Below are 13,134 nucleotides of genomic sequence, written 5' to 3'. Positions count from 1 at the left end.
CGCTTCGAGCAGAGCCGAGATGACCGTTACCGATCGAGGGCCTTGGGCAACGGTTCCGCGTGCACGATCTGGAGTCCACTGACCGCGCGGGTGAGGACGACGTACAGGCGTTGGAGGCCGCGCGGTTCGGCGGCGACGATGCGGGCCGGTTCGGCGACCACCACTGCGTCGAATTCGAGGCCCTTGGCGAGCGTGGCCGGGACACAGACCAAGCGGGACGAGTCCATCTCCTCCTCGCCCGTACCGAGAAGAGCCGGTTGGAGGCCAGCGGCCGAGAGCGCATCGCGGAGCTCCACGATCTGCGTGTCGGCGGCGATGAGGGCGACCGATCCCTCACCGGTGAGGGCGGTCTTGCAGGCGGTCACCACAGCCGAGGCCAGGTCGTCGGTGGAGACGATCGAGAGAGCATCGGCGACCGTCCGGACGCCGGTCGGTACGCCGAGCGTCGGGGCGATCTCGGGCAGCAGCCTCGCCGCGTAGCTGATGATCTGTTCCGGCACGCGGAAACCACGATCGAGCTCGGCGACGATCCCGTCCGCCTTGCCTAGGTGGCCGAGCACCAGGTCCCATGAGCCTGCGGCCCACGGCGTCGTCGCCTGGGCGACATCTCCGAGCACGGTCGCCGAACCGGTGCGGCAACGGCGACCGAGGGCGCGCAGTTGCATCGCCGACAGGTCCTGCGCCTCGTCCAGGACGAGGTGCCCGAGCGAGCCGGTACGACGCTCGATCAGGTCCTCCAGTTCGTCGAGCAGCACGGTGTCGGCGACCGACCATTTGGCCGACTTCCACGAGCGAGCCGGCTTCGCCCACAACAGCGCAGTACGTTCCTCTTCGGTCAGCTCCTCGGCCGACTCAGCAAGGAACGCGGCATCGGAGAGCAACCGGTGCAACACCTGCTCAGGCGTGACGGTCGGCCATACCGCGGCGAGCAGATCCTTCACCGGCTTCGAACGAGCCACGGCGTTCTGCACCCGATCGTCCGGCGAATCACCGCTCCGCTCCATCTGCACCAGTACGGCGTGCGCGACCCGCTGCGCCAGGGCGTTCCGTCCCGGTGCGTACCGCGTCGAGCCGCGCAAGGCCGAGACGATCTCCGCGAGCTCGTAGTCGTGGACCCGGAAGCGCCGGGATCCCTTGCTGTAAAGGATTCCCTCGACCGGCGTACCGACGTACGACCACAGCGCCCGCTCCAGTACGGCGGCCATCCGGGCGTCGCCCTTGACCCGCGCGGTCTCCGGCTCGTCGGACGCCGTGGTGGGGTGCGTGATCAGCTCCTCGATGGTGATCTGCCGGACGTTGACCTCACCGAGCGCGGGAAGCACCTTGCGGATGTAGGACAGGAACGAACTGTTCGGGCCGACGATGACGACACCGCCACGACTCAGCCACTCCCGCTCGGTGTAGAGCAGGTAGGCCACGCGGTGCAGCCCGACGGCCGTCTTCCCGGTGCCGGGCGCGCCCTGAACGCACACCGACGGATGCAGTGCCGCGCGGACCAGGTCGTCCTGCTCGGGCTGGATCGTCGCCACGATGTCGCGCATCGGCCCGGTGCGCGGCCGCTCGATCTCGGCCCGCAGGAACGCGTCGGCCTGATCGGACGCGACGGCTCCGACCAGCGGCTCGTCCTCGAACCCGGTCAGCTCGGCGGCATCGGAGAAGCCGTAGCGACGCCGCAGTACGACGTTCTGCCGGTCGCCCGCGGTCGCCCGGTAGAAGGGGACCGAGACGCGCGCCCGCCAGTCGATGACGAGTGGGACGCCGTTGCCGTCGTGGACGTGCCGGCGGCCGATGTGGATCCGGTCGATGCCCTCGATGGTGCCCGGCTCGTAGTCGAGCAGGCCGAAGAACAGCGGCACGTCGGGCAGGTCGACCAGAGCCAGCACACGTTGCTGGTGGGCGCGCTGGTTCGCTTCGTTGGTGAAGCGCTCGTCGTTGTCCTCGCCGCCGATGACGGGGATCTCCCGCACCAGTACGTCGGAGTGCATGCGCACCAGGGCGGCACGGGCCTGAGCGAGGAAGGCGCGCTCGGCCTCGAGTTCGGGAAGGTGGACAGGGACGGATTCGACCATGGAGGGGCCTCGACTCGCGTTGGCACGGATACGAACGACGGACTGATGGCGATCAACAGGGTCCCGCCCCGGACACCATCCGGTTCGATTCGATCCTTCACGCAGATACCGAAAAGGCAGGCCGAGGACGCTACCAGCCCACCCGCCACCCCGCCACCGAATTTCCGCCCACCCCGCGGCCCTCCCCACCCCGGCCCTCCCCGCTCTCCTCGCCACCGCGCCCACGCCGCCTCCCCACCGCGCGGCACTCGCCGCCACCGGCCCTCTCCACTCCGACCACCCCGCCTTACCCCGCGGCCCTCGCCACCCGGCCCTTCCCACCCCGACCACCCCCACCAATCCGTCCACCCAAGCACTCCCGTATCCCCACCCCTCGGCAAACCCACCGTTTGACGCGCCGACCCCCGAACGTGTGGGTTGGCGCGCGGTATGCAGGCAGACAACCCACCATTCCACCCGCCAACCTCCGAAGCGGTGGGTTCGCCGGCTTCGCACACGACAGCAAGCGAACAACCCGCCGGTTGAGGGGCTGCCCTCTGAAACGGTGGGTTGGCGCGCGGTATGCAGGCGGACAACCCACCAGTTGAGGGGTTGACCCCCGAAATGGTGGGTTCGCCGGAGGGTGAGTTCGCTGGAAAAGGTGGGCCGGGGCTTCGCCTACGGGGCGGCCTCGGTGAGGCGGGGGAAGTCGCGAGGGGTGATCCGATCGACGTCGCGGTGGCCGGCGGAGCTGTCGGGGACGGCAGTGGTCGGCGGCGCTGCGGATGGCTGGTGGTCGGCGGAGCTGTCGGGGACGGCACTGGTCGGCGGCGCTGCGGATGGCTGCGTTGCCGGCGGTTGTTGGTGACGGAGTGTCGTCTGACGTTTGCCCAACGTTCAACTAGACGTTTGAAGCAGGCGAGGGTGGAAAGCGTAACTATGTTCCGTAGAAGTCGGGAAAGAAGGAACTCATGGACAAGCCCGTCCGGGCTCGCGGGATCACCAAGTCCTTCGGTGAGGTGGTGGCGCTCGACGGTATCGATCTCGACGTGGCCGCCGGGCAGGTGCACGGCCTGGTCGGCCCGAACGGAGCAGGCAAGACGACGTTGCTCGGCCTCCTGCTCGGCCTGGCCGTCGCCGATAGCGGCCGGCTCGAAATCCTCGGTACGCCGGTAGGCCGCGCGCTCGCCGCTCCCGACGGAGTGGCCGGCTTCGTCGACGGCCCCGGCCTCTACCCCTCCCTCACCGCCCGGCAGAACCTCGCCGCCCTCGCCGCGCTGCGCGGAAAAGAGCAGACGGCCGGGATCGACGAGGTGCTCCATGAAGTCGGCCTCACCGATCTCGCCGACGACCGGGTCCGCGGCTTCTCCCTCGGCATGCGGCAGCGCCTCGGTCTCGCCGCCGCGCTACTCACCAAGCCTCGCCTGCTCGTCCTCGACGAACCTTCGAACGGCCTCGATCCCGCCGGGAAGAAGCACGTGCACGGCGTCCTCGCGAAGCTCGCCGCCGAGGGAACAGCCGTCGTCCTGTCCAGTCACCGGATGGACGACGTCGAGGCGCTGTGCTCGGACGTCACCATCCTGTCCACCGGCCGGGTCGCCTTCTCCGGCCCCCTGACCAAACTGGCCACCGAGACCCACGAACTCGACTACCGCCTCGTCACCTCGGACGCGGCGACCGCCCGCCGACTGGCCGGCGACACCTCCGGCATCCGGGTCGTCGACGACACCGGCGTACGGCGTGATGCCGAGCTGCTCGTGGTGTCCGCGCCGGTGCCCGCCTTGGACGACCTCGTGAAGAAGCTCGTGCTCGCGGGCGTCGCAGTCCGCGAACTCGCACCGGTGATCTCGCCACTCGAGGCCGCCTTCCTTGCCCTGACCGAGCAGCCGGAGTCCATCTGATGACCGCAACCGTCGCCACCCCGGCGGCAGTCCGTCCCGTCCCGGTACTGCGCGGCTACCGCTTCGAGCTGACCAAGCTCCTCTCGCAATGGCGGGTGCGCCTGCTCATCGTCGCCTGCTGGCTCGCGCCGGCGCTCTTCGTCGCCGTCATCAGCCGGCAGTCCTCATTGCCGGTCGACACCCTCTTCGGTCGCTGGATGCACGCCACCGGGTGGGCCGGACCACTGGTCATCCTCGGCTTCGCGGGTTCGTGGGCCCTTCCACTACTGACGTCGCTCGTCGCCGGGGACGTCTTCGCTGTCGAGGACCGGCTCGGCACCTGGCGGCACCTGCTGGTGGCGGTGCGGTCGCCGCGGCGCATCTTCGCGTCCAAGGCGCTCGCCAGCCTCACCGTGATCTTGGTGCTGGTGGTCGGCCTCGTCGCATCCAGTGCGATCAGCGGGGTCGTCGTGATCGGCAACCGGCCGCTGATCGGTCTCGACGGTCACGTGCTGTCCGCGGGCGACGCGGCCGGCAAGGTCGTGCTCGCCTGGCTCTGTGCGCTCGCCCCGACCTTGGCGCTCGCCGCCATCGGCCTGCTCGGCTCGGTCGCGTTCGGCCGGTCCCCGATGGGATTGTTGCTACCGGCAATGGTTGCGCTGGCGATGCAACTGGTTCAGCTGCTGCCGGTTCCGGTAGCCATCCGCCTCGCCCTGCCCGGCTATGCCTTCATCAGCTGGAACGTCCTGTTCACCAGCCCCGGCCAGCTTGAACCCCTGATGATCGGCGTGGTGGTCAGTCTCGTGTGGGCGGTTGTGGCGACCGCACTGGCCCTGTTCCTCTTCCTGCGCAGGGATTTCACCAACCCGGTCCACGACGGCTCGGGTCGTGCTGCGATCACGGCGGGACTGCTGCCGCTGGTCGCCCTGTTCGCAATCACCGTCGCGGTCGTCATCGGGACGACCGGGGCCACCGGTTCCGGGATCGATCAGGACAAGGTGCAGCAATCGGTCGCCACGTCCTTCGCTCACCTCTACCGTCTGCAGACCAGGCAGCTCAACCGGCCGGCCGTCACCGAGGAGCAGTTGCAGACCTCGGCCGCCTGCACCAAGGGCGGCGACCAGGTCGCCGCCGTCGGACCGGGCAACGACTGGCGCTGCGTCGTGAGCTGGCACCTGCCTGGTGTCGAAGCGGCCGGCTCGGCCATCTACCAACTCGACATCACCCCACTCGGTCGGTACGTCGCCGACGGGGACGGACCGAAGGAAGTCAACGGCTTCTTCCTGGTCCGGACCCCGGCGGGCGACGCACCGAACCCGCTTTGGCAGTTCGACGGCTCCATCGAACTGCTTCCGTCCACCCCGAAGGGATAGCCCCTATGCAGGTAACACGCCGTCGCAGGCGTGACGAAAAGGGCTTCACCAGCCGTTTTCGCCGCCGGATTCCGCTAGTCACGGCCGGGACGACCGCCGTCGCCGTGGCGCTGGCCGGCACCGCGGTCGCCTCGACCCAGCAGTTCGGCACCGAGCAGGTCGGCCAAATCACCGACAAGGGCCAGGTCATCTCCAGCGACCAGTACCTCGACCCGCTCGGCGACCGCCTCGTGCTCCAGAAGGGCAAGATCATGTCGTCCACCGTCAGCCCGGACGGCAGCCACCTGGCCGCCTCCGTCGCCGACGGCGGAATGGCGCTCGCGATCGTCGACCTGAAGAACTGGAAGGTCCAGCAGTACGTCGGCAACAACGCCGCCGCGGACCTGAAGATCCCTGGCAACGACGTGGGCCAGGAAGGCCCGACGTACTCCCCCGACGGCTCGCAGGTCTGGCTGGGCCAGGCCGACGGCTACCGGAAGTTCACGGTGAACCCGGACGGCTCGCTGGCCGACCCGACGTTCGTGGCGATCCCTGCCGACGGCACCAAGCGCGCTCTCGTCGGCGAGGCCGTGTTCTCATCGGACAGCACCACCGTGTACTCCGCGGTGAACGGCCAGAACAAGGTGGTCGCGATCGACACCGCGACCGGGACCGTCAAGCAGAGCTGGGCCGTCGGCAACGCGCCGCGGGACCTGGTGATGGTCGGCGACAAGCTCTACGTCAGCAACGAGGGCGGCCGTCCGGCCAGGCCCGGCGAGCCGACCATCGAGTCGTACGGCACTCAGGTCCCGGCCTCGCAGTTCACCGCGGCCACCACCACCGGCACGGTCAGCGTGATCGACCTGTCGAAGCCTGCCGCCGCGCCGGCGAGCATCGGCGTCGGGCTGCACCCGACCGCGATGTACGCCAAGAACGGCGCCGTCTTCGTGACGAACACGGCAAGCAACAACGTCTCGGTCATCGACACCCGGCGCGGCAGGGTCGTCCAGACCATCGCCACCCAGCCGTGGCCGGAAGCGTCGGTCGGCTACGAACCCAACAGCGTCACGCTCACCGACGACGGTCATCTGCTGGTGACACTCGGCCGGGCCAACGCGGTGGCCGTCTACAAGTACCGGAATCCGCTGGAGCCGGTCAGCTACGTCGGCCTGCTGCCGACGGACTACTTCCCCGCCGAGATCGCGACGGTCGGCAAGGACATCGTGGTGTCGAACACCCGCGGTGTCGACGCCCGCCGTACGACGACCGCCGCGGGCCACAGCACCCACGACACCACGTCGAGCCTCACCCGGTTCACGCTGCCGGACGACCACGCCATCCGGGCCGGCACCGACAAGGTCTTCCAGCAGAACGGCTGGACGAAGGACTCGGCTCACGGCGACGACAAGGCAGGGAAGAAGCCTGTTCCGGTGCCGGTGAAGCTCGGTGACCCGTCGACGATCAAGCACGTCTTCCTGATCGTCAAGGAGAACCGGACCTACGACCAGGTGTACGGCGACATCCCCGAGGGCAACGGAGATCCCGCGCTCGCGCAGTACGGCGAGAACGTCACGCCGAACCAGCACGCGATGGCCAAGCAGTTCGGGCTCTACGACAACACCTACGACATCGGCACGAACTCCGCCGAGGGGCACAACTGGCTCATGCAGGCCGACAACCCGGAGTACACCGAGTCGTCGGCCGGTGAGTACCTGCGCAGCTACGACACCGAGAACGACGCGCTCGGCCACCAGAAGAGCGGCTTCCTCTGGACCGGTGCGCAGGCAGCCGGTAAGTCCGTCAAGGACTACGGCGAGTTCCAGTCGATCGAGGTCAAGCCGGACGGCGCGACCTGGCAGAACCTGTACTGCGACACGTTGAACATGGCGAAGACCGGACAGGACACCGCCTATCCGATCCAGACCGGCTCGGCGATCCCGTCGCTGAACGCCGTCTCGGTGCCCGGCTTCCCGCTGTTCGACACCAGCGTGCCGGACATCTACAAGACCGAGATCTTCAAGCGCGACTTCGAGCGGACCGGACCGGCCGCGCTGAACATGTTCTGGCTGTCCAACGACCACACCGGCGGCCCGCCGAGCGGCCCCGCCCAGGTCGCGGACAACGACCTGGCCACCGCCCGGATCGTCGACCAGATCTCACACAGCAAGTACTGGAAGGACTCGGCGATCTTCATCCTCGAGGACGACTCCCAGGCGGGGCTGGACCACATCGACGGCCACCGGGCACCGATCCAGATCATCAGCCCGTGGGCCCAGCACGGCGTCGTCGACAGCCGCTACTACACCCAGATCACGGTGATCCGGACGATCGAGCAGATCCTCGGGATCAAGCCGATGAACCAGAAGGACACCGCGGCGACGCCGATGGCGACCGCCTTCACGACGAAGCCGGACTTCACGCCGTTCACCGCCGTGCCGAACCGGACCTCGCTGACGGCCGGTCTCAAGACACTGCCGCCGTGCGGCCCGGACGTTCCGGCGGCCCAGAACCCGAACGCGGCGCCGGCGCCGAAGGCCGTCGTACCGGCGGACCAGCAAGCGGTCGCGGCGCAGTGGGAAGCGTGGAAGTCCCAGCAGCGGACGACCGGACCCAACGCGCGGGCCGACTTCGCCAACCCCGCGCAGATGAACCACTTCGACTGGTACCAAGCACACGACTGGTCGACGCCGTACCCGGGTGAGACCAAGATCGTCGCCCCGGCCGACGTACCGGGTTCCTACCTCCCGGCACCGGAGTCCGACGGCTGATCGTTGTCCGGAGCCCCTGATCGGTGCTGTTCGCCGGTCAGGGGTTCCGGCGTCTCAGGCGGGTGAGATCTGGCCGACGAGCTGTTCCCAGGCCTGGTCGAGGCCGGCCGCGATACAGCCGGCGACGACTGTCTCGGTGCCGAGGACGCTGGCCTTCACGTCCGGCAGGACCGGGGCCAGCCGGCGGAGCTGGCCGACGACGGCCTCGAGGAAGCCCGGCGCCTGGCCGATGCCGCCGCCCAGCACGATCAGGTCGGGATCGACCACCGCGATGACCGAGCAGACCGCTTTCGCCACCAGCAACGCCTCTTCCGCGACGACAGCCGCAGCGACCGCATCGCCGCGGGCCGCCGCCGCGAACACCTTCTCCGCCGTGGACGCGCCGCGCAGACCCGCCCGCCTCGCGGCCCGTACGACGGCAGCAGCCGAAGCCGAGGCGTCGAAGCTGCCGCGTTTGCGCGCATCCCTGGCATCGCTACCGCTGCCCTCGGTGAACGGCAGGTAGGAGATCTCACCGGCCACGCCGTGCGAACCGTGCCGGAGTTTGCCGTCGAGCACCAGGCCCATCCCGATCCCGGTCCCGACCGAGACGAACGCGAAGCTGTCGACGCCGCGGCCATGACCGTGCACCCGCTCGGCCAGGGCGGCCGCGTCCACGTCGTTCTCGATCATCAGCGTCGCCCCGAAGCGGGCCCGCAGGGCCGTCAGCACGGCCGGTGAGTCCCAGCCCGACAGGCGGCCGGTCAGGGTCAGCGTGTCGAGCTTCGGGTCGTAGACCCCCGGACTGCCGATCACGGTCTGCACCAGCTGCGAGGCCTGGATGCCCGCTTCACCGAGCAGCTTCGTCGCCAGGTCGGCCAGCTCCTGGACCCGGGCCATCGCGTCACCGGCCTTCGTCCGCACGCTCAGCCGGCTGCGAACGGTGCCGGCCAGATCCGCGATCCCACCGCGCAGGTACTCACGTCCGACGTCGAGCCCGAGCACGAACCCGGCTTCCGGGCGCACCTCGTACAGGATCGCGGCCGGCCCGGGACTGCCGGTTCGCTGACCGGTGGCGTGCACCAGTCCGGCCCGCTCGATGCTGCTCAGGGCGGCGGACACCGTCGGCTTGGACAAACCGGTCAGCGTGGCGAGCTCGGACCGGGACACCGGCCCGGATCGCCGGATGTGATCGAGCAGTACCTGCTCGTTGATCGCCCGGATCAGACGCGGGCGGGCCGCGGCGGCACCTCCCGCGACAACGGTCACCAGATGCTCCTTACGTTGCGAAGTCTTAATACCGGCGTCACCGGAGACCCTTGTGCCGACGGTGATAGTTAACGTAGTTTCCGATTGATTCTATTTGGTAGGCACGAGGAGTTGCCAGCCCATGACTCGTACGCCGGTTGTCCTCGGACTCGACTTCGGTGGCACGAAGATCGCCACGGCGGTCTGCGACCTGACTGGCCGGCGCCTCGGCGCCACGACTGTCGACAGCCAGGACGGTGCAGGAGCAGCGGCGACCCTTGCCCGGAGCCTGGCCGCGGCCCACGAGTTGCTGGCGGACGTGGCACCGCAGGGAGAACTCGTCGCTGTGGGCGCGGCGACGCTCGGCATCCCGTACGACGACCGGGTCGACCTCGCGCCGACCTTTCCGGGCTGGGGCGAACTCCCCTTCGGGCAGTTGGTGAAGGACGCCTTCCCCGGCGTACCGGTCCAGCTCGGGAACGACGTGAAGGCGGCGGCCACCGCCGAACTGCGCTGGGGTGCCTTGCTCGGGTGCGATCCCGGCATCTATCTCAACCTGGGCACCGGTCTGGCCGTGGCGATCGTTGCCGGCGGCACGGTCATCTCCGGCGCACACGGCGCGTCGGGCGAGATCGGCTACAACCTGCGCAGCACAGCGGACGTCGGCATCGCCGAGGTGGAGCGCACGATCCTGGAAGAAGTGGTGAGCGGCCAGGCGCTCGAAGCGACCGGCACCGCCCGGCTCGGGCAGCCGGTGACCGCGGCCGAGGTCTTCGCGCTCGCGCAGACCCGGCCGGACGCGGCAGCGCTGACGACCGAGTTCGTCCGCGAACTGGCCCTGCACGTGGTGAATCTCGCCATCGCGATCGACCCGGTCCGGATCGTCGTCGCGGGCGGCATGGTGCGTTCGTGGGACCGGATCGAGCCGGACCTGCGGCGCGCCCTGGACGCGGCGGTGCCGTATCCACCGGAGTTGACGACTGCCCGATTTCCCTCGGACGCACCGCTGGTCGGGGCGCTCGCCCTGGGAGTCCAGGCCGCCGGCGCGGACCTCGGCGAGGAGGCCTTCGCATGATCATTCGTTCCAGTAGTGAAAGGCAGAAGAGGATGAGGGCCATCAAGCGTGTCGCCGTCACCGCGATTGCGGTCGGTCTACTGGCCGCGGGCTGTGGCGGTGGTGACAAACCGATCGGGGGCGCGTCGTCGGGCACCCCGCAGGCATCGAGCAGCGGCGGCGGCCAGGGGACGTACAAGAAGGGCGGCACGGTCACGATCGCCAACGTCGGCGGGCAGACCTGGCCGTGCCAGTTCAACCCGTTCAACCCGGCGGTCAACCAGCAGGCGCTCGGCTTCGTCTACGAGCCGCTGACCTTCGTCAACGTCCTCAAGAGCGGTGCCACCACCCCGATGCTCGCGACCGCGTTCGCCTGGTCGCCGAAGAAGGACTCGATCGTCTTCACGATCCGGTCCGGTGTGAAGTGGAGCGACGGCCAGCCCTTCACCGCCGACGACGTCGTCTACACCTTCAACCAGATGAAGGCGCAGCCGGCCCTCGACCTGTACTCGCTGTGGACCGGTGCGGGCCTGACCAGTGTCACCGCCAGCGGCGACAAGGTGACGATGAAGTTCAAGGCGGCCGCCGAGCCGTACTTCTTCAACTTCGCCAACCAGGTCGGCATCGTCCCCAAGCACATCTGGTCCACCGGCGAGGCGGCGTCCAAGCCGGGCACCTGGGCCGACACCAAGCCGATCGGCACCGGTCCGTTCACGGTCGGCTCGTGCAGCAGCAACAACATCTCCTACGTTGCCAACAGCAACTACTGGCAGCCGGGCAAGCCGTACGTCGACAAGGTGCAGTACCCGGCGTACCTGGACAACAACCCGGCCAACCTCGACCTGGCCAGCGGCAAGGCGCAATGGGGCGGCCAGTACATCCCGAACATCGACAAGTTCTACAAGTCGAAGTCGCCGCAGAACAACTACTGGTTCCCGCCGACCGCGAACGTCGCGATCATCCCCAACCTCGACCCGTCGCACAAGGTGACCAGCAACCTGGCCGTTCGCCAGGCCATCGCCTACGCCCTCGACCGCGAGCAGATCTCCAAGATCGGTGAGAGCGGCTACCAGCCGGCCGCCAACCAGACCGGCGTCGTCACCCCGACCTTCGACAAGTACTTCGACAAGGACGCGCTCGCGGCGGCCGGCTACGACAAGCCGAACCAGGACAAGGCCAAGCAACTGCTGCAGGGCGCCGGGTACTCGTCGTCCAACCCGCTCAAGCTCAACGTCATCACGGTCACCGGCTACACCGACTGGGACGCCTCGCTCGCGGTCGTCAAGCAGCAGCTCGCCAAGGTCGGGATCGAGCTGACCGTCCAGGACCTGCAGCAGCAGTCGTACAACCAGAAGCTCTTCACCGGTGACTACGACCTGGCCTACTCCAGCCTCTCCGGTGGCCCGACGCCGTACTACGAACTGCGGCAGCTGCTGTACTCCAAGAACAGCGCGCCGATCGGCAAGCAGGCCAGCAGCAACTACTCGCGCTACATGAAGCCCGAGGTGGACAAGCTGTTCGACCAGTACGCGAGTGCCGACCCGGACACGCAGGTCAAGCTGATCAAGCAGATCTCGTCGTACATGATCAAGGACGTGCCGCTCATCCCGACCACCGAGTCGGTCGACTGGTACCAGTACAACACCAAGGACCTCGAGGGCTGGCCGACGCAGGACAACCCCTATGCCCAGCCGGCGCCGTACAACATCCCCGACGTCGGTCAGGTGCTCGCGAACCTGTACTCGAAGTCCGCGCAGAAGTAAGTCGTCCGCGAGAGTGAGCACAAGGAGCTGACCCCCCGTGAGGTATCTGATCCGCCGCCTCGGTTTCTTCGTGCTCACTCTCTGGGCGGCCATGACGCTGAACTTCTTCATCCCCCGGATGATGCCGGGCAGTCCCGAGCAGGCCTTGCGGGAGAGGTTCAGCAAGGGCGGCTCGGTGGTCTCGCCGGAGCAGTTGCGCACCGTGCTGGCCGAGTTCGGCTTCGACCCGGACAAGAACATCCTGCTCCAGTACGTCGAGTACCTGAAGGCGATGGTGACCGGGCACTGGGGAGTGTCGATCGGCAGCAGCCTCGGCGTACCGGTCACCTCGCTGATCGGCCATGCGCTGCCGTGGACGCTCGGCCTGGTCGGCATCGCGACCATCCTGGCGTTCGTGCTCGGCACCCTGATCGGCACCATCGCGGGCTGGCGGCGCGGCGGGCTGATCGACGGGATCGTGCCGCCGGTCTTCATCGTCACCTCGGCACTGCCGTACTTCTGGGTGGCGCTGCTGCTGATCTCGTTGTTTGCCATTGGCAACAACCCGCTGCTGCCCAACGACTTCAACTACGAGCAGGGCCTGACGCCGGGCTTCAACGGTGAGTTCATCCTGAGCGTGCTCGAACACGGCATCCTGCCGGCCGGGACGATCTTGATCACCGCGGTCGGCGGCTGGATCCTGACCATGCGCAACAACATGATCGCCACGCTGGCCGAGGACTACGTCCGGATGGCCCGGGCCAAGGGCATCCCGAACCGGCGGATCATGTTCGGGTACGCCGGCCGCAACGCGTTCCTGCCCAACCTGTCCGGGTTCGCGATGTCGCTCGGCTTCGTCATCTCCGGCACGATCCTGGTCGAGTACGTCTTCAACTACCCCGGACTCGGTTACATGTTCTACAACGCCACCGTGAGTACGGACTATCCGTTGCTGCAGGCCCTCTTCCTGCTGGTGACGCTCGCCGTACTCATCTGTGTCCTGCTCTGCGACTTCGCGGTCTTCCTGCTCGATCCCCGAGCCCGGACGAAGGGGTGAGCCACC

General features: G+C 68.3%; 8 protein-coding genes. 6 read left to right on the top strand and 2 right to left on the bottom strand.

Annotated elements, in window-relative coordinates; genetic code table 11:
* Positions 1–26 precede the first annotated feature (26 nt).
* Positions 27–2,069 carry a HelD family protein gene (locus tag DIZ26_RS05675; protein ID WP_112238404.1) on the bottom strand — a complete coding sequence of 681 codons (2,043 nt, stop codon included), beginning with the start codon at positions 2,067–2,069 and terminating at the stop codon, positions 27–29.
* A 950-nt stretch (positions 2,070–3,019) separates the two neighbouring features.
* Between DIZ26_RS05675 and DIZ26_RS05670 the strand changes: the two genes are divergently transcribed.
* From DIZ26_RS05670 to DIZ26_RS05660, 3 genes are read left to right on the top strand one after another with little or no spacing between them, the layout of a single operon-like run.
* Positions 3,020–3,949 (top strand): ABC transporter ATP-binding protein, encoded by a 930-nt coding sequence (locus DIZ26_RS05670; RefSeq protein ID WP_112238402.1) that lies wholly within the window; start codon positions 3,020–3,022, stop codon positions 3,947–3,949.
* Positions 3,949–5,301: an ABC transporter permease gene (locus tag DIZ26_RS05665; RefSeq protein ID WP_112238400.1), complete on the top strand. Its 1,353-nt coding sequence runs from the start codon at positions 3,949–3,951 to the stop codon at positions 5,299–5,301. Before DIZ26_RS05670 ends, DIZ26_RS05665 begins: the two co-directional genes overlap by 1 nt.
* A gap of 5 nt (positions 5,302–5,306) precedes the next feature.
* On the top strand, positions 5,307–8,048 hold the full coding sequence (locus DIZ26_RS05660; protein ID WP_112238398.1) for an alkaline phosphatase family protein: 2,742 nt from the start codon (positions 5,307–5,309) through the stop codon (positions 8,046–8,048).
* 54 nt (positions 8,049–8,102) lie between these two features.
* On the opposite strand, the gene DIZ26_RS05655 is transcribed toward DIZ26_RS05660, so the two are convergent.
* Positions 8,103–9,296 carry an ROK family transcriptional regulator gene (locus DIZ26_RS05655; RefSeq protein WP_112238396.1) on the bottom strand — a complete coding sequence of 398 codons (1,194 nt, stop codon included), beginning with the start codon at positions 9,294–9,296 and terminating at the stop codon, positions 8,103–8,105.
* 121 nt (positions 9,297–9,417) lie between these two features.
* Here DIZ26_RS05655 and DIZ26_RS05650 point away from each other — a divergent pair, with 121 nt between their 5' ends.
* Genes DIZ26_RS05650 through DIZ26_RS05640 form a run of 3 tightly spaced genes read left to right on the top strand, consistent with a single transcriptional unit; the run spans position 9,418 to position 13,128 of the window.
* Positions 9,418–10,350 (top strand): ROK family protein, encoded by a 933-nt coding sequence (locus DIZ26_RS05650; protein WP_112238394.1) that lies wholly within the window; start codon positions 9,418–9,420, stop codon positions 10,348–10,350.
* A 32-nt stretch (positions 10,351–10,382) separates the two neighbouring features.
* Entirely contained in the window at positions 10,383–12,092 is a 1,710-nt protein-coding gene (locus DIZ26_RS05645) for an ABC transporter substrate-binding protein (RefSeq protein ID WP_112238392.1), read from the top strand.
* A gap of 37 nt (positions 12,093–12,129) precedes the next feature.
* The gene (locus DIZ26_RS05640) at positions 12,130–13,128 is read left to right on the top strand and encodes an ABC transporter permease (RefSeq protein WP_112238390.1); all 999 of its coding nucleotides are present in this window, start codon (positions 12,130–12,132) and stop codon (positions 13,126–13,128) included.
* Positions 13,129–13,134 lie beyond the last annotated feature (6 nt).

Source organism: Kribbella monticola, from assembly GCF_003261635.1.
GTDB lineage: Bacteria > Actinomycetota > Actinomycetes > Propionibacteriales > Kribbellaceae > Kribbella > Kribbella monticola.
This window is presented reverse-complemented; position numbering and strand designations above follow the sequence as displayed.

What these genes read in the sequence shown, in the direction of transcription:
- DIZ26_RS05665 (WP_112238400.1), top strand. Translation starts at nt 3,949, where the DNA reads ATGACCGCAACCGTCGCCACCCCGGCGGCAGTCCGTCCCGTCCCGGTA.
- DIZ26_RS05670 (WP_112238402.1), top strand. Translation starts at nt 3,020, where the DNA reads ATGGACAAGCCCGTCCGGGCTCGCGGGATCACCAAGTCCTTCGGTGAG.
- DIZ26_RS05660 (WP_112238398.1), top strand. Translation starts at nt 5,307, where the DNA reads ATGCAGGTAACACGCCGTCGCAGGCGTGACGAAAAGGGCTTCACCAGC.
- DIZ26_RS05675 (WP_112238404.1), bottom strand. Translation starts at nt 2,069, where the DNA reads ATGGTCGAATCCGTCCCTGTCCACCTTCCCGAACTCGAGGCCGAGCGC.
- DIZ26_RS05650 (WP_112238394.1), top strand. Translation starts at nt 9,418, where the DNA reads ATGACTCGTACGCCGGTTGTCCTCGGACTCGACTTCGGTGGCACGAAG.
- DIZ26_RS05645 (WP_112238392.1), top strand. Translation starts at nt 10,383, where the DNA reads ATGAGGGCCATCAAGCGTGTCGCCGTCACCGCGATTGCGGTCGGTCTA.